The 19,024-nt window shown below is 45.7% G+C and carries 11 protein-coding genes; 6 read left to right on the top strand and 5 right to left on the bottom strand.

Going from position 1 to position 19,024, the window contains the following annotated elements; all coding sequences use genetic code 11:
• Positions 1-214: 214 nt before the first annotated feature.
• From L1D11_RS01215 to L1D11_RS01190, 6 genes are all read left to right on the top strand, one after another.
• The gene (locus tag L1D11_RS01215) at positions 215-1,120 is read left to right on the top strand and encodes a DUF72 domain-containing protein (protein WP_239831407.1); all 906 of its coding nucleotides are present in this window, start codon (positions 215-217) and stop codon (positions 1,118-1,120) included.
• Between the two features lie 138 nt (positions 1,121-1,258).
• On the top strand, positions 1,259-1,987 hold the full coding sequence (gene cmoA, locus L1D11_RS01210; protein ID WP_239831406.1) for a carboxy-S-adenosyl-L-methionine synthase CmoA: 729 nt from the start codon (positions 1,259-1,261) through the stop codon (positions 1,985-1,987).
• 241 nt (positions 1,988-2,228) lie between these two features.
• A complete protein-coding gene (gene cmoB / locus L1D11_RS01205; protein WP_239831405.1) occupies positions 2,229-3,200 on the top strand; it encodes a tRNA 5-methoxyuridine(34)/uridine 5-oxyacetic acid(34) synthase CmoB in 972 nt (323 codons plus the stop codon).
• A 313-nt stretch (positions 3,201-3,513) separates the two neighbouring features.
• The gene (locus L1D11_RS01200) at positions 3,514-4,254 is read left to right on the top strand and encodes an ATP-dependent zinc protease (RefSeq protein WP_239831404.1); all 741 of its coding nucleotides are present in this window, start codon (positions 3,514-3,516) and stop codon (positions 4,252-4,254) included.
• A 17-nt stretch (positions 4,255-4,271) separates the two neighbouring features.
• The gene (locus tag L1D11_RS01195) at positions 4,272-5,777 is read left to right on the top strand and encodes an inactive transglutaminase family protein (protein ID WP_239831403.1); all 1,506 of its coding nucleotides are present in this window, start codon (positions 4,272-4,274) and stop codon (positions 5,775-5,777) included.
• Between the two features lie 3 nt (positions 5,778-5,780).
• Complete coding sequence (locus tag L1D11_RS01190; protein ID WP_239831402.1) at positions 5,781-6,761, top strand: alpha-L-glutamate ligase-like protein; 981 nt, start codon at positions 5,781-5,783, stop codon at positions 6,759-6,761.
• A 132-nt stretch (positions 6,762-6,893) separates the two neighbouring features.
• Here the strand turns inward: L1D11_RS01190 and fdhF are convergent, their stop codons facing one another.
• From fdhF to cmoM, 5 genes are all read right to left on the bottom strand, one after another.
• Positions 6,894-11,123: a formate dehydrogenase subunit alpha gene (gene fdhF / locus L1D11_RS01185; RefSeq protein ID WP_239831401.1), complete on the bottom strand. Its 4,230-nt coding sequence runs from the start codon at positions 11,121-11,123 to the stop codon at positions 6,894-6,896.
• A 318-nt stretch (positions 11,124-11,441) separates the two neighbouring features.
• The gene (gene mukB, locus L1D11_RS01180) at positions 11,442-15,902 is read right to left on the bottom strand and encodes a chromosome partition protein MukB (RefSeq protein WP_239831400.1); all 4,461 of its coding nucleotides are present in this window, start codon (positions 15,900-15,902) and stop codon (positions 11,442-11,444) included.
• Positions 15,899-16,705: a chromosome partition protein MukE gene (mukE, locus tag L1D11_RS01175; RefSeq protein ID WP_239831399.1), complete on the bottom strand. Its 807-nt coding sequence runs from the start codon at positions 16,703-16,705 to the stop codon at positions 15,899-15,901. The genes mukB and mukE overlap by 4 nt, the downstream gene beginning before the upstream one ends.
• The gene (mukF, locus tag L1D11_RS01170; protein WP_239831398.1) at positions 16,686-18,023 is read right to left on the bottom strand and encodes a chromosome partition protein MukF; all 1,338 of its coding nucleotides are present in this window, start codon (positions 18,021-18,023) and stop codon (positions 16,686-16,688) included. Before mukF ends, mukE begins: the two co-directional genes overlap by 20 nt.
• 125 nt (positions 18,024-18,148) lie before the next feature.
• On the bottom strand, positions 18,149-18,934 hold the full coding sequence (cmoM, locus tag L1D11_RS01165) for a tRNA uridine 5-oxyacetic acid(34) methyltransferase CmoM (protein WP_239831397.1): 786 nt from the start codon (positions 18,932-18,934) through the stop codon (positions 18,149-18,151).
• Positions 18,935-19,024: the final 90 nt, after the last annotated feature.

The following is a 19,024-nucleotide window of genomic DNA, read 5'->3' as shown; positions in this document are numbered from 1 at the left end:
AAGCGAGGAATCATTTATACGCGGAAACTCGGTTAAAATCGACCTTCCACGCTCGAATTTATTGTGTTTTATCTGGCTTTGCTGTTTTTTAGCTAATCAAACGCGCAAAGATTCACCAAAACCAAAAAAATTGCGACAATTATATCTCGAAAGTACCTTAATCAACAAAAGTCTCGTACAGTAGATTTTCATTTCGATTAAAAGTAGTTGTGTGATGACTAATGGTGCAAAAACGATAGACACTTTACCTCTAAGACTTGGATTAACCATGTGGTCTCATTCTGAGTGGCAAAGTCAGTTCTACGGTAAAGGCACCAAACCCGCAGAGCGCCTTGAAAAGTACACCCAAGTTTTCCATACCGTTGAGGGCAATACGACCTTCTACGCGACGCCAAGTGTATCGACAGTGCATAATTGGAAAGCGGCAAGCCACGATGACTTCAGGTTCACCTTTAAACTGCCCAAGTTCATTACCCACCAACAACAACTTAGGCATTGCCAAGCTGAACTCAAAGAGTTCTTAATGACCATGTCACCACTGCACGACCGCATTGGCCAATGGACGATTCAGCTGCCACACAGTTTTGAACCTAGCATGCTGTCTACTCTGCAAAAGTTTTGCACTCTATTTCCGAAATATATGCAGCTTGGCGTCGAAGTTCGCCACTTAGGTTTCTTTGATAAAGGTGATGCGGAAAAACGCTTCAACCAATGGTTGGTTGAGGAAGGTATCAATCGTATCATTATGGACAGTCGTCCCGTTTTCTCTGCACCACCAACCACAGAAGCAGTAATCGATGCGCATCAGAAAAAGCCGCGCGTTCCCGTTCATGCCATTGCGACCGCCAATAACCCGATGATTCGATTTATTGGTCACCCTGACCAAGCGCCAAACATCGAATTTTTCAAACCTTGGTTTAGCAAAATCCCACAGTGGTTAAGTAACGGCAAACAACCGTACTTAATGATACATACCCCAGACAACAATCATGCGCCGGAACTCGCGACCGCCATCTATGAGTTATTGCAAAAACAAGTGTCTGAAAATACGTCACTATTACTACCTGACCTGGAGCAATTTCCAGCTCAGAAAGGCAATCATCAAATCTCGATGTTTTAAAGCTTCTTGTACGTACAACAGTAATCCTCAGCTGTAATCTGAGTTTTCGTGACAGCAGTCCTATTTTTTCGTAAAATACGCCCCCTTTATTTGGTACGAGTTTTATACCAATAACGCTGACTTTCGAGGGAGAATGCCATGAGCAACAAAGACAACATCTTTTCCGCTCCTATTGATAAAATTGGAGACTTCACCTTTGATGCAAGGGTCGCAGAAGTATTCCCGGATATGATTCAACGCTCGGTTCCTGGCTACAGCAACATCATCTCAGCTATCGGTATGTTAGCGGAGCGTTTCGTAAAGCCACATTCAAATATTTACGACCTTGGTTGCTCGCTTGGGGCTGCAACACTTTCTATGCGTCGTCACATTCAGCAAGAAGGCTGCACGATTTTCGCTATCGATAACTCTGAAGCCATGGTCGAGCGATGCAAGCTGCACGTCAATGCTTACCGTAGTGACACACCAGTAGAAGTGATTGAAGCCGATATTCGAGAAGTGGAAATCAAAGATGCTTCCGTTGTCGTGCTTAACTTTACGCTGCAATTTTTATCTCCGGACGATCGATACGCTCTGCTCGAGAAGATTCATGCAGGTTTACGCCCAGGCGGGATTTTAATCCTATCTGAAAAATACGTCTTCGAAGATGAAAGCTCAAACGAACTGCTCATCGACCTGCACCATGATTTCAAGCGTGCTAACGGATACAGCGAGCTAGAAGTCAGCCAAAAACGAAGCGCTATTGAAAACGTGATGCGCCCTGACTCAATCCCAGTGCACAGAGAGCGATTTAACAAGATTGGCTTCTCGAGTAGTGAAGTCTGGTTCCAATGTTTCAACTTTGGTTCAATGTTCGCGATTAAATAGTGCAGTAATAGGATTAAAGATAACCTGTCGCTCCTCCTGTGAGGGACGAACGTGATAGGAAGTCTCGCTTTTTACTTCACCCCGGTCACCCATTTATCAATGAACGTTACGCGCTTTAGGATACGTCTCTTAGTATCGAGTGAAACGTTCAAGCATCTATTTATAGATCCCCGATGCACTCGTCGACTCGCGCTCGAGGATGACGATAGTATCGAGCCACAAAATTTAGGAACTTTTTCTAATGTTTAATTTTGCCAATTTTTACCAACTCATTGCCCAAGATACACGCCTGCAACCTTGGCTGAATATCCTTCCACAACAGTTAACAGATTGGCAAAATGCAGAGCACGGCGACTTCGACCGCTGGTTACGTGCACTAAACAAGATTCCAGAAGGTGTGCCAGACCAAGTTGACCTGAAAAACTCTGTGACAATTGGCAACTCAACGCCATTTCACACGGGTGAACTTAAAAAGCTTGAGAGCCTGTTAAAGACGTTCCACCCATGGAGAAAAGGTCCTTACACGATTCACGACATCTATATCGATACCGAGTGGCGCAGTGACTGGAAATGGGATCGTGTGCTTCCACATATTTCTCCACTGAAAAACCGCTCTGTGCTTGATGTGGGGTGTGGTAATGGTTACCACATGTGGCGTATGCTGGGTGAAGGTGCTCGCTTAACGGTTGGTATCGATCCTTCTCACCTATTCTTGGTTCAGTTTGAAGCAATTCGTAAGTTGATGGGCGATGACCAACGAGCTCACCTATTACCTCTAGGTATTGAGCAGCTGCCAAAACTAGAAGCCTACGACACGGTATTCAGCATGGGTGTGCTTTACCACCGTCGTTCACCGCTTGATCACTTAATTCAACTAAAAGACCAATTGGTGTCTGGCGGTGAATTGGTTCTAGAAACCTTGGTTATCGAAGGCGACGAAAATGCGGTACTGGTTCCGGTTGACCGCTATGCGCAAATGAGAAACGTCTACTTCTTCCCTTCTGCTCGCGCACTGAAACGTTGGCTTGAGCAAGTTGGTTTTGAAGACGTACGAATCGTTGACGAAAATGTCACAACGATTGGTGAGCAGCGCACAACAGAGTGGATGACACACAACTCGCTTCCAAATTACCTAGATCCGAATGATCCAAGTAAAACAGTTGAAGGTCACCCAGCCCCAAGACGTGCGATTTTGGTAGCGACAAAGCCATAGATTCTCTGCCCACAAAACAGTCGCATATTGAATAAAGAAAACAGAAGCCTGATTGGGTAGCAAGACAATTGCTTTTATGGTCAAAAAACCATCTCTTGCCTCGCGGTAAAATTTGCTTCCTGAGCTCACGAATTGAACAAAAATTAACTTATGTTTAATAAGTGAGCTATTTCAAATAGCAATAATTGGCGTAGCGCTCACATTGCTATTCAATATGACCAGACTCTTACAATAGGATGCTTCACGCATCCTTTTTTGTGGGCTAAACTTCTAAATAGTCTGAACTATTCTCTAATTTCCAAAGGTTTTTTTTATGTTTAAGCGATTATCGCCTATTGTGGCGGTTGGTTTGCTCTCTGGTTGTACCCTTACTAATGGTGCGGCCTACCACCAAGAAACTCTCGACGCTATTTCTCGCTCAGAGACAAACATCGCAAAGAAGGTTCAAAATCTTGAACTGCAACTAAGCAATCAAAGTGATTATATTGAAAGCTTGGAAGACGAAATTACTACCCTATCTAAGCAGTTAGATGTCCATCTAACAAGCATGGAACACAAGGTCATTGAAGAGCTAGAGGAAGAAGAACCTGTCGCGGTTGCCGTTGCCCCTATCGCTCCTACATCACAACCAACTATCCTTGGGGGCATCGAAAAAGTGTCTATCGACTCAATCAAACAAAGCTTTGATGCACGTGTGGATACTGGCGCAACCACCTCTTCTTTAAACGCTGTCGATATAAAAGAGTTCGAACGTAACGGCAAGAACTGGGTTAAATTCCACCTAGACGACAAAGCACAAGCTGAAAAAGACCAGAAATGGATTGAAGCGCCTGTTTTACGTTATGTGAAAATACGTCAATCAACTAATGATCAGACTGAACGTCGAGCTGTAATCGAATTATGGGTTAAAGTTGGAAAAATCCATGAAAAAGCGCAATTTACATTGGCGGATCGCTCTCAAATGAGTCACCCTGTATTGCTAGGGCGCGAATTTATCAAAGACATAGCGCTAGTGGATGTAAGTAAAAATTACGTACAAACGCAAGTTAAATAACAATCGTAGGGTAAGCTATGACGTCAAGAATTCCATTTTATATCTCTATATTCCTGCTTATTGTGGCAGGTATAACACTGAGTATGTTCAGACATACAACATACGGTGTACCTTGGACTCCAGGGGAAACCAGACAGGTTTGGGACATTGAAGCTCGTATCGAGTTCAATGCGATTGGTAAAGAAGCAAAAGTTTCACTAGCGGCTCCTCACACTCAGTCTAACTACACGCTAATCAGCGAGTCAGCTTCATCACCAGGTTACGGTATCTCTTACTTAAACACTGAATCAGGTCGCCGTGCAGAGTGGTCTATTCGCTATGCTGATGGCCCGCAAACTATCTACTATAAGACTCAATTCCTAGTCGATAACCAAGCGAAAGTTGATGCTATACCACCAGAAGGTGAAATTACGCAACCAAGCTTTGATGGTCCTGAAGAAGCGGCAGCGTTGGCATTGATTGAAAGAGCAACTAAACGCTCAGCAGACAACATCACTTTCACTCGCGAACTTATCAAAACGCTTAATGACCCAGACAGCCAAAACTCAGCGCTGATTCTGAATAACATGAGCAAAGTTGAGGCAACACATAAGCTACTTTCAGCAGCAAACATCCATAATAAAGTCGTCGGCGTTATCGAGCTAGAAGACGGACGTCGTCGTCAATCTATCCAGCAAATGAACCAGATTTGGGATAACGACCAATGGGTTCTATTCTCTCCAGAATCAAGTGAACAACATGTTCAGTCAAACCTGCTTATTTGGGATGAATCAAACGTATCTCTATTAGACGTGGTTGGCGGTCAGAACAGTAAAGTCCACTTCTCTATGATTGCTCAAGAGGTTACTCCAACTGAAGCAACCAACAGCAAAGTCTCTGCAGATCAACTATTGAACCTTTCAATTCACAGCCTACCGTTAGAAGAGCAAGCGATGTTTAAAACCATCATGCTGATTCCTATCGGTGCTCTGATAGTTGTATTTCTTCGTGTCATCATCGGTTTGAAAACGTCTGGTACCTTCATGCCTGTACTGATTGCGGTTGCCTTTGTACAAACACAATTGGTAACGGGTATTGTCGGCTTCTTACTTATCGTAGGTACGGGTCTGATTATTCGAAGTTACTTATCCAAACTCAATTTGCTATTGGTAGCCAGGATATCCGCCGTAATCATCACGGTGATCATGATTATCTCGGTGTTTACTGTAGTCGCATTTAAAGTGGGTCTGACAGAAGGTCTGTCTATTACGTTCTTCCCAATGATCATCCTATCTTGGACTATCGAACGTATGTCTATCCTATGGGAAGAAGAAGGCGCGAAAGAAGTAATTCTACAAGGTGGTGGTTCTCTATTTACCGCAGTTCTTGTTTACTTAGGCATGACTAACCCGTTCATTCAGCACTTAACGTTCAACTTTATTGGTTTACAGCTTGTGATTCTAGCGACCATTTTGCTACTAGGTAACTACACAGGCTACCGTCTAACAGAGCTTCGTCGCTTTAAACCGCTAGCGGAGGACTAAGCTATGTTTGAACAGTTTACTTCGCCGTTTAAGTTGAAAAACAAAGGCATCATGGGGATGAACAAGCGTAACCATAGCTATATTGGTCGCTACAATGATCGTTCCAAGTATCCGTTAGTAGATGATAAGCTAAAGACTAAAATCATTGCGGAACAAGCAGGTGCAACTGTACCTAAGCTTATCGGCGTGATCAGTCACCAAGCTGAAGTAAAGACAATCCACAAGATGGTAAAAGAGTGGCCTGGTTTTGTAATCAAGCCAGCTCAAGGGAGTGGTGGTAAGGGTATCCTTGTTATCACCTCACACAAAGACGGCGTTTACACTAAGCCATCTGGCTCAACCATCAATGAAGAAGACGTAGAGCGCCACATCAGTAACGCTCTTGCAGGTCTTTTCTCACTAGGTGGTAAAAACGACGTTGCCGTTGTTGAAAACCTGATTAAGTTTGATGAGTGTTTTGACGGTTTCAGTTATGAAGGTGTGCCAGATGTACGTATCATCGTATTCAAAGGCTACCCTGTCATGGCGATGATGCGTCTTTCGACTTCCGCTTCTGACGGCAAGGCAAACTTGCACCAAGGCGCTGTGGGTGTGGGCATCTGTATCGCGACGGGTAAAGCCGTTCGTGCAGTTCAATTTGACCAACCGGTGACGCATCATCCAGACACAGGTAAAGAGCTAGCATTATTGCAAGTTCCTCACTGGGAAAAGCTGCTGATTCTTGCATCAAGCGCTTGGGAGATGACAGGCTTGGGTTACATGGGTACTGACATGGTTTTAGACCAAGAAGAAGGCCCAATGGTACTCGAACTTAACGCACGTCCAGGTCTGGCTATCCAAATCGCCAATGGTGCTGGTCTACTGCCTAGATTGCACCATATTGAAAACCTTGGTACACCCGCTGAATACCCTAAACCAGCGGAGCGTGTTGCCTACGCTGCTAAACAATTTGGTGTTCACGGTAACGACATTGTTCCAAGCTAAGTCAATTAAAGCTAAACAAGTTAAGGGACTAAGTAGTAATTCAATTCGAATATAGCTCAATAAAAAAGCCGCATAACTCTGAGAGTTACGCGGCTTTTTAATGTCTGTCACTGATTCGCTTAACGCTCGAAACTAAGCTTCTGTCGTTTTCGTTTCAGGCTCACGAATGGGGTCAATACGCACAGCCGCCACCTTAAACTCAGGGATCTTAGCGTGAGGATCAGTAGCCGTGGTAGTTAAACGGTTAACTGGAGACTCGACAAAGTGGAATGGAATGAATACCACGCCCTTCTGCATCCGCTTAGTTACAAATGCCGCGATTTCAATTTCACCACGACGTGTTGATACCTTAAGCATCTGACCATTCGAAATGCCTAACGCTTCAGCATCATGAACACTCACCATCGCACGAGGCCCAGCTAGGTTATCAAGCCCTTTGGTTTTACGTGTCATGGTTCCGGTGTGGAATTGCTCTAGAATACGTCCTGTCGTTAACACTAGCGGGTATTCAGCATCAGGAAGCTCTGCTGCGTATCTAAACGGAATCGCTTCCATTTGACCACGCCCGCGAGTGAACTGAGTCTGGTGCATGATACGCGTACCGTCAGGGTTATTCTTGTTACTTGGCCATTGAACACCATTAACCATAATATTCTCCCAACGTAAACCACCATACTGTGGCGTTACGCGTGCTATCTCATTGGTGATATCGGCAACGGTTTTATAGTTCCAACCACCGCCCATTGCGTTGGCTAGCATTTGGATAATCACCCAATCTTCTTTCGCTTCACCTGGAGGTAATACCGCCGGGTTAATGCGCTGAACACGACGCTCGGTATTTGTAAAGTGACCAGACTTTTCAGCGAATGAGCAAGACGGTAGAACCACATCGGCATACTGCGCCGTTTCGGTTAAGAAGATGTCTTGCACCACAAGGAAATCTAACGCTTCAAGACCTTCAATCACATGCGCTTGGTTCGGGTCACTCAGCACTGGATTCTCGCCCATTACGTACAGACCACGAACATCTCGATGACACGCGCCATCAATAATCTCGGTCAGCGTTAACCCTGTTTCAGCGGGCAAATCAGTAACGCCCCACTCCATCGCGAATTTTTGACGAACTATTGGGTCATACACTTTCTGATAACCCGGAAGATTGTTTGGCAGAGCACCCATGTCGCACGCACCCTGAACATTCGATTGACCACGTAATGGGTTGATACCACCACCTTCAATACCGATGTTGCCGCACAAAAGTTGCAGGTTAGCGATTGAACGTACGTTGTCATGCCCAGTAGTGTGCTGGGTAATCCCCATCGAGTAGTACACCGCGGTTCGTTCTGCAGTACCAATCAAGCGCGCCATGGCGAAGATGTCTTCCGCTTTAACGCCAGTCACCAATTCCACTTTTTCTAACGAATAGCTTGGTGACATCACCTCTTGGAGCAAGGTATCAAAGCCGTCTACACGATCTTCGATATACTCTTGGTCGTACCAACCGTGTTTGATGATCTGCTGCATCACACCATTGATCAGCATTACATCGGTACCCGGTCGGTGCGCTAAGTAAAGCTCAGCATGGTCAGCAATATCGATTCGTTTTGGGTCGGCAACGATTAATCGCGCTCCACCATGTCTCACCGCCTGTTTGATGTGTGAGCCGATAATTGGATGTGCCGATGTGGTGTCCGAACCAATAATAAAGATCACATCAGAATGCTTGATACTTGGAATATCATTGGTCATCGCTCCACTGCCTAGTGAAGCTTCAAGCCCAGTCACCGTCGAGGCATGACAAAGACGAGCACAGTGATCGACGTTATTGGTACCTAGTTCACGACGAATGAATTTTTGGAACGCATAGTTATCTTCGTTGGTGGTTTTCGCCGACGAGAACCCCGCCAAAGCGTTACTGCCAAAGCCTTGCTTAATCGCTGTAAACTTCTCGGCAATGAGCTTAATCGCTTCATCCCAACTTGCAGGTTGTAACCAGCCATCTTTACGAATTAATGGCGTCGTTAAACGTGCATCGCTGCCCACAAAATCGAAGCCGAATCGCCCTTTAACACACAACATGCCTTCATTAACTGGAGAGTCACCACCTTCGATATAGCGGATTTTGTTTTTCTGCTCATCAACATGCATTGTGAGCTTACAACCCACGCCACAATAGGTGCAGATCGTATCGACTTTCTTGAGTACGTCAGTGTCGCCCTGCTTTCTATCTCTCGCATCGACCATTGCACCAGTTGGACACGCCTGAACACAAGAGCCGCATTGAACACAGTTCGAATCGCCCATCAAAGTCTGGTTAGCCCCGAAATTCGGGCGACACTCTGGTCTTGATGCAGGCTTACCATCGGATTGGCTCATGAAGCTTAGAACGCCATGAACATTCTGCTCACGACATGCTTGGATGCACTGTCCACAACTGATACAACGGTTAGCATCAAAGATAATAAATTCTGAGCTGTCATCAACGGCAAATTTTTGTCTTGTTAGACCAACCTTCGCTTCTTCTGCGCGAATCGCCTGCCAACTTTCATTCGAAGCGATATCAATCTTGTATTCAGGGTGCGTTTGAGTTGCCTTGTATTCAGTCGAGTAATCGCGAAGGTCGCAGTCGGTATTGGCTTGGCAACCACACTCCAGACATCTTGAGGCTTCTGCGATTGCATCGGCATTATCAAAGCCAGTCTCGACTTCCTCAAAACTTTGTTCACGCTGCTCGGGCGTTAACTCGGGCATAATCTTACGAGCTATTCGTTGTATTGACTTGTACTGCTCGGGATCAACGGCTTTGAGTTGTTTTTGTTTTCTTGAATTAAACGGTTTCGCCGGAATATTATCCATGTCGCCATTGAAGAAGCGATCGATCGCTTGTGCAGCAATACGACCATCCCCCACCGCTTCCACCGCTGTCGCAGGGCCACGTCGGAAATCACCAATACTAAAGATGTTACCTGTACCCGTGTGCATGGTTTGCGGATCGGCATCAGCGGTATTCCAACGGGTAAGAGGAATATCAATCGCTTCATTGTCCATAAAGCTTAAGTCTGGCTTTTGCGACACCGCAGCGATAACCATATCGAACGCTTCAACAAAGAACTCGCCAGTTGGTTTAGGGCTGCGACGACCTGAAGCATCTGCTGGCCCCAAAGCCATACGCTCTAATCGTATTTCTGATACATGGCCACTTTCATCGGCTATGTTTTCCGCAGGATTAGTCAAGAAGTGGAACTTGACGCCTTCATGTTCAGCCTCTTCGATTTCGTAATCTTCGGCTGGCATCTCATCTCGAGTACGACGATAAATGAGTGTTGTATCAGCGCCATCACGCACTGCGGTTCGTGCGCAGTCAATTGCAGTATTACCACCGCCAATAACCGCCACTTTTTTGCCCGTAGTGAACTGTTTGTCAGTCACATAATCTTTAAGATAATCGACGCCTAGATAACAGCCGCCAAGCTCGCTACCGGGATAATTCATCTCGACAGCTTGTGATGCACCAACGGCTAAACAAACCGCATCAAAATCGTTGCTTAAATCCGATAAAGTAAAATCAACACCGAGCTTCTTGTCGCACTCTACCGACATCCCGTTACGACACATCAATTCGATTTCTTTATCTAGAATCGACTTAGGTAAGCGATATTCCGGGATGCCGTAACGTAACCAACCACCAGCTTTAGGCATAGACTCATAAACTCTGACCTCATAACCTTCGTTAGATAGATAATAACCGGCCGTAAGACCACCGGGGCCACTACCAACAATCGCTATGCTTTTACCTTTATTTGGTTTCTTAGCTGGCATGTAGCTCTCTTGAGCCGCTAAATCTGCATCGGCTGCGTGTCGTTTGAGTTGGCGTATCGCTATGGATTCATCAACCAAGTTGCGACGGCATTCAGTTTCACAGAATGCAGGACATACACGACCAATCGAAAGTGGCATTGGTAATGTCTTTTTGATCACCTCAATCGCTTTCATGTGATCATTTTGAGCAATATGATGCAGGTAAGATTGAATATCGACTCCTGCAGGGCACGCAGTTTGGCATGGTGCCTCACAATCTGCATAGTGGTCTGTCATGATGCGGTTCAACGCTTCTTGTCGATGGTTGGTCAACTGCTTTGACTGAGTCGTAATATTCAACCCATTTGACACTTCAAGCTCGCACGAGCGCTTCATGCCCACGCCATCAACCTCGACGACACATAAATCGCATGGAATCTTATCAGTTGTTTTGTTCAAACCACATAGAGATGGGATCTCTAAACCACATGTTTTTGCCGCTTCAAGTACGGTTTGTCCTTGTTCGACGATTCGAAATTTCCCATCAATAACGATTTGAATCATATTGAGTCCTACCTTCCAGTTTGCGTAATAGTCACGCTCAAAAATACTAATTAGTCGTTCAGCAGTGTGTAGACACTACTGTCATACCATTACCATACATTATTTGTGGTTTTGTGCGTGTGACTTCAAACAAGTTCTATTGAGATTACCCCTAATATATGAGTGGTCTTAACAGTAAGTCAAAGAGGGCTAGACACGAAGTATATTAAGTGGGTTGCATAAAGGGAGTTAGAACAATTGCAGAACGCTAGACTTAGGTACTAAAAAGCCCCTAATGATTAGGGGCTATGAATTAGTATCGTTGAATCGCTATCGAGCTTATTGCTCAGTTTCTTCGATAAGCTCTTGCACTGGAGATGCAGGTTTGTTTTGAGCAAAACCTCGCAAACCAACAACGTGTACATGTTCGTGATCTTTGAAGACCTTACGTACCAGTTTGTAGGTTGTACCTTTCTCTGGGCTGATGTTCTCAGGGGCTGCAATCAGAAGCTGCATACCTAGACGGTCACACAGTTCAAACAACGTAGAGATAGATTTCGCATCCAGACGTGCTGCTTCATCGAGGAACAACAAGCGACATGGAACGATGTCTTTACTACGAAGTCGACGAGACTCTTCTTCCCAACTCTGAACGACCATCAGTAGGATAGATTGCCCAGTACCGATCGCCTCACCCGTAGACAGAGCGCCCGATTCCGCTTGTAGCCAACCATCTGAACCACGGTTTACTTCAACACTTAACTCTAAGTAATTACGGTAATCCAGTAACTCTTCACCCAGAACTTGCGGAGAACGTTGACCCATATCGATATGGGGGTTCACACGTTGGAACAACTTCGCCATTGCTTCAGAGAAGGTAAAGCGCGTTGATTCAAACAAGTCTTTGTGCTGCTCTTGCTGAGTCGCTAGGCCTGACAGCAAGATTTCGTGGCTTTCACGGATCTTAACGTTCAGACGAACGCCCTTAACCTGACCAAAGTAAATATTAGACAAGCCTTGGTTCAGCATTCGAATACGGTTCTGCTCGCGCTGAATTGTTTTCTTGATAATGCTTGCTACCGACTCAGAGCTAATCGCCAAGCGGTTTTCACGCTGTGTCAATTCTTCAGTTAGTCGAGCGAGCTCAACTTCCATCTCTTCGATTGCTTCAACCGGATCATCCGTATGAATGATGTCTTGGCGAATACGCTCGCGAAGATGTTGGTAAACCGCAATGTAGAACAGAACTTTACGCTCTGGATGTGCGTTGTCTTCAGATAGACGCAACGCATCACGTAGGTCGTCATTGTCAGCTACTGCCAAACGCAATGCACCCAACGATTTATCCGACATAGAGCGAAGCTCGCCCGCAGTTAGGTAAGCCAGTTCACGCTTGTGTAGACGACGCTCAACGTCATTTTCACGAGCTAAGCGAAGTACTGAACACCAGCCGGCTTTTGCTGCAACAACGAAGGTACGAAGCTCTGTGTACTCTTTCTGTACTTTCTTAAGACGCTTAGCCAGGGCTTTCATCTCAAGTTCTGTTGACGTAATCGTACGCTCGTATTCACTCTTGCGGCTGCGAGATGTGTGTAAACGCTCTTGAAGCTCGTCACGACGACGTACAGCACGCTCTTCAGCGCCTTCATCAGCGTTTACGCCAAACTCTTGTAGCTCTTGTTTGAACTCTTGAACCGTCTCTTGCTTCGCTTGATGTGAGCTCTTCAGTGCCGCCAATACTTGGTTATATTGGTTCATCTGTTCACGAGCTTGCTTCAAGCCATCACGGCCTTTGGTTCTTGCTTGTTCCGCTTGAACCAGTTTCGCTTTCAGTTGTTCGCTCAGTTCGCTGCTCTTGTTAAGCAGGTCAATCGAGTCTGCGTAAGCAAAGTAGTGACGACGTTCAATCAGATCAGACAGCGCGAACACTTTGCCTTTTAACTTTTGCAGCGCGTTGTCCGCTTGGCGGTACTCTGCTTCCAAAGCTTCAAATTGCTCTGGGTCTGCGTCTAGTGCAGAAACGATTTGCTCTAGTGAAGCAAGTGCTTTGCCGTGAGTGTTCAGGTAAGACTTAGCTTCGCTCAGGCGTTCTAGTTGTACTTCTAGTTCAGCCAAACGCTCAACTAATGTTTCGTCTTCTATAATACGAACCATAGGCGCTAACTTATCAAGCGCAGCAATCGCCTGTTTACTTTGTTGAAGCTGGCTGCGTTGTTGTTGCTCTTTCGAATCCAGTTCAGCTAACGAGCGCACTACTTGGTTGCGTTTCTCACGAACGACTGTCAGGGCTTGCTCTGGATCTGCGTTAAACGCAACGTGCAGGTGCTTCGCTACAAAACTATTGAATGCTTGGTATAAACGATTCAGTTTTTGAGAGTCAAACGCAGCTTTCGCGTGATTCTCAACAACCACATCGCGCTCTTCACGCAGTTTCTCTAAACGTTGCTCACGAGCTGCACGGCCAAACAGTGGGATCTCAGGGAAACGAGAGTAACGCATCTGGCGATCGTTCAGTTGAACACACACCGCGCCTTCTAATTCATCGGCATTGAACGAGCTGTCATCAAACGCGTCTACATCACCTTCAAGGATGTAAAGGTCTTCAGGGCAATCATCAAGATCAATCAGTTTCTCTTTGATGCCATCAAGATCTGAAACCACAATCGCATGACGAGCCGGGCCATACATCGCACTGAAGTATGGTGCATCGCCAATCGTGATGTCGTCGTAGATCTCAGAAAGCAGAACGCCACCAAGTGTGTCTGCTAAGCCTTTCAAACGAGGATCGTTAGAACCACCAGGTGACGCTAGACGCTCTATCTCTTGCTCAAGTTCAGCTCGGCGCGTTGCCAGTTGATCTTTAGCCACCGCTTGAGATTTTTCATCTTCAAGCACTTGCTGCATTTGCGTCATCACAGCTTGGCTATCTTCTAGCTCAGCTTCGGTTTGATCTCTCAACGACTCAAGCGCATCATTTGCTGTGATCCACGCAGGAGCAACAGATTCAAGCTTTTTAATCTCTTGATCGTGGTTTTGCTGAACACGACGTTGTTCACTCTTCGCTTCACGCAGCTCTTCTTGAGCATACTCAAGCGTTTCGATCTGCATTGCATGACGTTCACGTTCTTCTTCGAAAACCGCTTCGTCAGTCAGTGAAATGTTGTGTTGCTTTTGGTATTCAGTCGCTAGCTCTTTAGCTTGACGTTGCTGCGCTACGTCACGAGCCATGTCACGGTGCTGAGCACGCCATTGCTGTTCGTTTTCAACAACGTGTTTAGCGTTGCGGCCTTTTTCTAGAGCTTGCTTAGCGCTATCAGACGCTTCTTTACGCTCAACGTCACCAACGATGCTCTTAACCAAAGACAGAGCTTTGTCGAACTGTGCAGAAGCTGCAGAAGACATGTCTAGCTTGTGCTTAGTCGACAGTAGCGTCTGCGTGCTTGATTCTTCTTGTGCTTTTAGCTCAGAAACCAAGGTTAACGCGCTTTCTGCAGTAATAGATTCATCACCTAGCAACTGCTTGGTTTTCTCTAAAGCTTGAACGGCTTGCTGGTATTGAAGTGCACGAGTCTGCTGAACATCCAACGCTTGTTGGTAATCAGCAAGCTGAGTCTTCAGGCTATCCACTTCTTCTTCAGTGATGGTTGCCTGCTCTTCAGCCAAAAGTACGCGCTCTTGAGCTTCCTCAACCACCATCATCTGCTCTTCTAGACGCTCATTAAGCTCTTCTAGATCTTCGCTGTAGCGAGCAATTTTCTCTTGCTGACGAAGTGCAGTTTGAACCAATTGAAGATGATCCGAAGCTGCTTGGTAGTCTTGTTCTAGAGACGATTCTTGATCCACCAGCAACTCAAGCTCTTCTTGAACTCGATTCAACAAGTTGTTTTGCTCAAGTAAAGTTTCACGCGAACCAAACAGCTCACCACGGAACTTCATGGTTTGATCAAGCTTGTTACGACGATCGTTCGCATGGCGCATGTAGTCTGCTGCCACGTAGTTGGTCGATTCAGTGATCAAATGCTTGAACAAGTCACGATCCGACTGAGTTGTCTTGATCGCTTCTAGCGTCATGCGGTTCTCACGCAGTGCCGATTCCATATCTTGGAATGCTTTCTTCACACCACCATTTTGCGGCAGAAGGTAATCACGCAGAGAACGTGTAATCGCACTTGAGATACCACCGTAAAGTGATGCCTCAATCAGGCGGTAGAACTTAGAACGGTCGCTGCTATTACGCAGTTTCTTCGGTACGACACCGTACTCAAACATCTGTGAGTGGTAATCAACAATCGAAGAGAAGGCTTTGAAATGTGCGCCTTCGTATTGCGCTACCGCTGCTTTCACATCGTTCAACTGACATACACGAGCGTGGCTGTCTGAAACGTTTTGAATCAGTACATCCGTTGGTTTCACATGGCTAGGAAGGCCTTGGATAACAAACGGCTTGATGTCGACTTTCTTATCACGGCCCGCCACTTGCTGCAGTTTTACTGCAAACAGTAGGCGCTGGTTACGAGAGTTCACTACATCCAGTGCGGCATAACATGCGCCTGGCTGAAGCTTACCGTAAAGGCCTTTATCACGAGATGACTGTGAGCTACCCGCTTCCGTAGTGTTACGGAAATGCAGAAGGCTTTGGTCTGGGATAAGTGCTGTAATGAATGCCGCCATCGTGGTCGACTTACCTGCACCGTTACCGCCAGAAAGCGTTGTAACCAATCCATCAATATCAAAAGTACGCGCGAAGAAGCCGTTCCAGTTGACCATGGTTAATGATTGATACTTACCTCTTTCAATCATGCTTCACCTTCTACTTTTGTTTGTTCGCCGTCGTTTGACCCAAGGTCAAAGTCAGCTTGATCGTTAAAAATGTCTTGTTGACCGTTTTCGTCTACGTCTGCATCGACTTCTGATACGGCTTCCGCTTGCTCTTCATTCAACAAGCTACCTTGATTAGGCTCTTGAGTATGCACCACAGCTTCACCGTCACGGATCAGACGCAGTTGAGCTTCTTTCATATCATCGCCAACACGTACGTCAGCACCAAAGCGGAACACTGCTTCGCTGATACGGAACTTGCCCGTCTCACCAATCGCAATCAACATGCCGATACGACGTAAACGGCGTAGAGATGTACGTACTTTTTCAAACAGCTTTTCTTTGTCTAAGTCAGAACCAGACGCACGGTTGGTTGCTAGCTTCATGAGTTTTTTCTCATCCGCTAACGCCATTAGCTCTTCAAACAACTCTTGGTTAGTGAAGATACCTTCGTGAGCTAAACGCTCTGGGCTTAGGTATAAGAAACACAATACCTTACCAACAAGCATATCTAGCTCAGACAACACACTGCGGCCGATCAGAGACGTAGAACGTGGACGCAGATAGAAGAAACCTTCCGGTGCTTTCACAAGTTCTGTGTTGTAGCGTTGGTAGAAATGCTGAAGCTCAACTTCAAAATCAGAAAGTAACGCGTGGTTATCTAGGTCTTCTGTTGAAATATGCTTACCTGAACGTAGCATGCTGTCTAGCGCAGGGAACAATGGGTTCGCTATCGCTTTTACCAGTTTCTCTGGCATGTAATCATCAGTACTTGTTAATGACATTTGCTTGTACCTTTGCACCGAAATCGTTGATTGCCTGCCAATCTGGCTGAATAGCCTGATAGTCAGACTCTGAGTAACCTAAGCGCACCGCTTGGTCGACAACAATTCTGGCTAAATCAAAATGGTGTGTGCGAGGGTGTGCTGCGAGGTAATCGCGTAGCACAAGGCCAAGATCAATTGGCGCACCTTGCTGTTTGTGAGCTTTCAACATCTCTGCAATTCGGTCTGAAAGCAGATCATTCACTTGCTCAAATTCTTCATATTCTACGTCGATTGGTGCTTGGCCCATTACTTCATCATCACGAAGTACCAAGGCTTCATCACGCAGATCGGTGAGCTTTTCAGCATCGGCGTAGGTCAGTAACCAAGGCGCGTCAAAGTAGTCGGTAACCGACTGACGCAAGCGTTGGCTAAAGGCACGGTTTTTATCCATATCAATCGCGGTACGGATAAACTTATGAACGTGGCGGTCGTAGCCGATCCACAAGTCGATCGCTTGCTGACCCCAACTTGTGATTCGGTCGAGCTTCATCTGCAAGCCAAACAGGGTTTCACCAACAAACTCGAGTTCATCGTCACCGTAAACAATTTCTTGAATATCGAGGATCTGTGTTTGCAGTTCATCACCCGCCGCTTGCAAGGTGTCTTGCAATTCTTTTAGCGTGGACGAGGTTTCTGATAGCAAGGTTTCACAGTTGTTGATCGCTTCTCGCCAATCTTTGTTTAAAAGGTCGGCAATTTGCTGCTTAACGGTTTGCTGCTGCTCATCCATCACACGTTGGTTAAGATCGATCTGATCGAAAATTTCACCAACAGAATACTTGAGCACGCCGTAAACGTTCTTTCTCCAATGTCCTGGAGTTCCGCCCTTCTGCGCTGCTTCAATGGCTTTAGCCATCTCGTCCGCAACCATAGAAAGCTGGATAGACAATTTTAATTTAGAGAACTTACGGTGACGTAAGTAATAATCTGAGATACCAATAGCCAACGGTGACAAGCGGTAGATGCTTGCGCCATCGGTAATTTCGCTGGTAAAGCGGCTTATCATCTTCTGTTTAACCAACTCATTAATTGCGTTATTAGCGCGAAACGCTGACGCTTCACCAGTATCTTCAAACAGTCGAGTGACGATAGTAAATGCATCATGCAGTTCACCCTCGCCCAACTCTTCATCGAACCTTTCATTGCTTAATACTGCGATAGCAATCAAAAATGCTAAGCGCTCTGGCGGCAAGTTTAATGAAAAATCATGCTGCTTGACCCAGCCCACCAACTCATCAATTGGCTGCTCTTCGGCAGTTTGAGTCATTTCACTCATTGTGGTTCCTGTTACTGTTCTTCGTCATATCGAATACGTTTGAAATGACGCCTATTTCTTTATAACGCGGGCTTGTTACGATTGCATAGCGCATGTCGTAGCTTCTTTTACCACATTCATCACTGTTATTGCGCAGGTTTTTGAGCCCAAACGTGAATATAACGGCCTAGTGACAGATATGGCTCTTGGCGACATAGCTGCTTTTCTAGTTCCAATACATCTTCAAATTGGTAATCGCCCATGTACTCCATATTACCTATGTAGTCACTGAAGGAGCGAATGCCTGATTTACCACAGATTTCTAGACCAGCGTCTTCTATCCATTGATAAACCTCTTCAGGCTTCAAGCCTTTTTGTGGTTGCAGCTTAAACCGTTTTCGATGTGGCATCCCATTCAATACATGAGGAATGTTGCCACAAATCACATTTTTCAGGACTAATCCGTGGTGGTTGTAAAACATTATCGAGGCGATACCACCTGGTTTAACTTGTTCAAGTAGCAAATCGAGTGCTTCTTTAGGGTCGGCTAACCACTCCATAACGGCATGAAACATCACAAAATCAGCTTGATCGTCGAGATGCTCTGCCACTTTTTGTACTGGAGAATGGATAAACTGATATTGCTCTAATAGCCCCGCTTCGGTGATCCCCTCTTGAGCTAGCTTTAGCATCTCAGAAGACAGATCACATAGAGAAACCTTATGACCAAGCGCCGCAATTTTTTGCGACATCTGTGCCAACCCGCCTCCGGCATCAAGTACATGCAGTGGAGAAGCAGAATCTTCAAACTTGCTCAAAGCTTGTTCTAAATCTTCCCATACGATGATCTGACGGATCTCTCCTTTGTCAGAGCCGTAAATATTTTTTGCAAATTTGTGGGCAATATCGTCGAAATTACGGTCTTCAGTCACAGCTACTTGAGTTATTATGTCTTATCGTGCCTGCTATTCTGTCACAGGAATTTCAGGAATAAAGAGACGATGTCTCTTTTTACTACTAAG

The sequence above is a fragment of the Vibrio sp. Isolate32 genome, assembly GCF_022397955.1.
Taxonomy (GTDB): domain Bacteria; phylum Pseudomonadota; class Gammaproteobacteria; order Enterobacterales; family Vibrionaceae; genus Vibrio.
Note: the sequence above shows the minus strand (reverse complement) of the source record. Positions and strands in the feature narration are given on the sequence as shown.

Coding starts and splice junctions, on each gene's coding strand:
- L1D11_RS01215 (WP_239831407.1), top strand. CDS start 215: ATGACTAATGGTGCAAAAACGATAGACACTTTACCTCTAAGACTTGGA.
- cmoA (WP_239831406.1), top strand. CDS start 1,259: ATGAGCAACAAAGACAACATCTTTTCCGCTCCTATTGATAAAATTGGA.
- cmoB (WP_239831405.1), top strand. CDS start 2,229: ATGTTTAATTTTGCCAATTTTTACCAACTCATTGCCCAAGATACACGC.
- L1D11_RS01200 (WP_239831404.1), top strand. CDS start 3,514: ATGTTTAAGCGATTATCGCCTATTGTGGCGGTTGGTTTGCTCTCTGGT.
- L1D11_RS01195 (WP_239831403.1), top strand. CDS start 4,272: ATGACGTCAAGAATTCCATTTTATATCTCTATATTCCTGCTTATTGTG.
- L1D11_RS01190 (WP_239831402.1), top strand. CDS start 5,781: ATGTTTGAACAGTTTACTTCGCCGTTTAAGTTGAAAAACAAAGGCATC.
- fdhF (WP_239831401.1), bottom strand. CDS start 11,123: ATGATTCAAATCGTTATTGATGGGAAATTTCGAATCGTCGAACAAGGA.
- mukB (WP_239831400.1), bottom strand. CDS start 15,902: ATGATTGAAAGAGGTAAGTATCAATCATTAACCATGGTCAACTGGAAC.
- mukE (WP_239831399.1), bottom strand. CDS start 16,705: ATGTCATTAACAAGTACTGATGATTACATGCCAGAGAAACTGGTAAAA.
- mukF (WP_239831398.1), bottom strand. CDS start 18,023: ATGAGTGAAATGACTCAAACTGCCGAAGAGCAGCCAATTGATGAGTTG.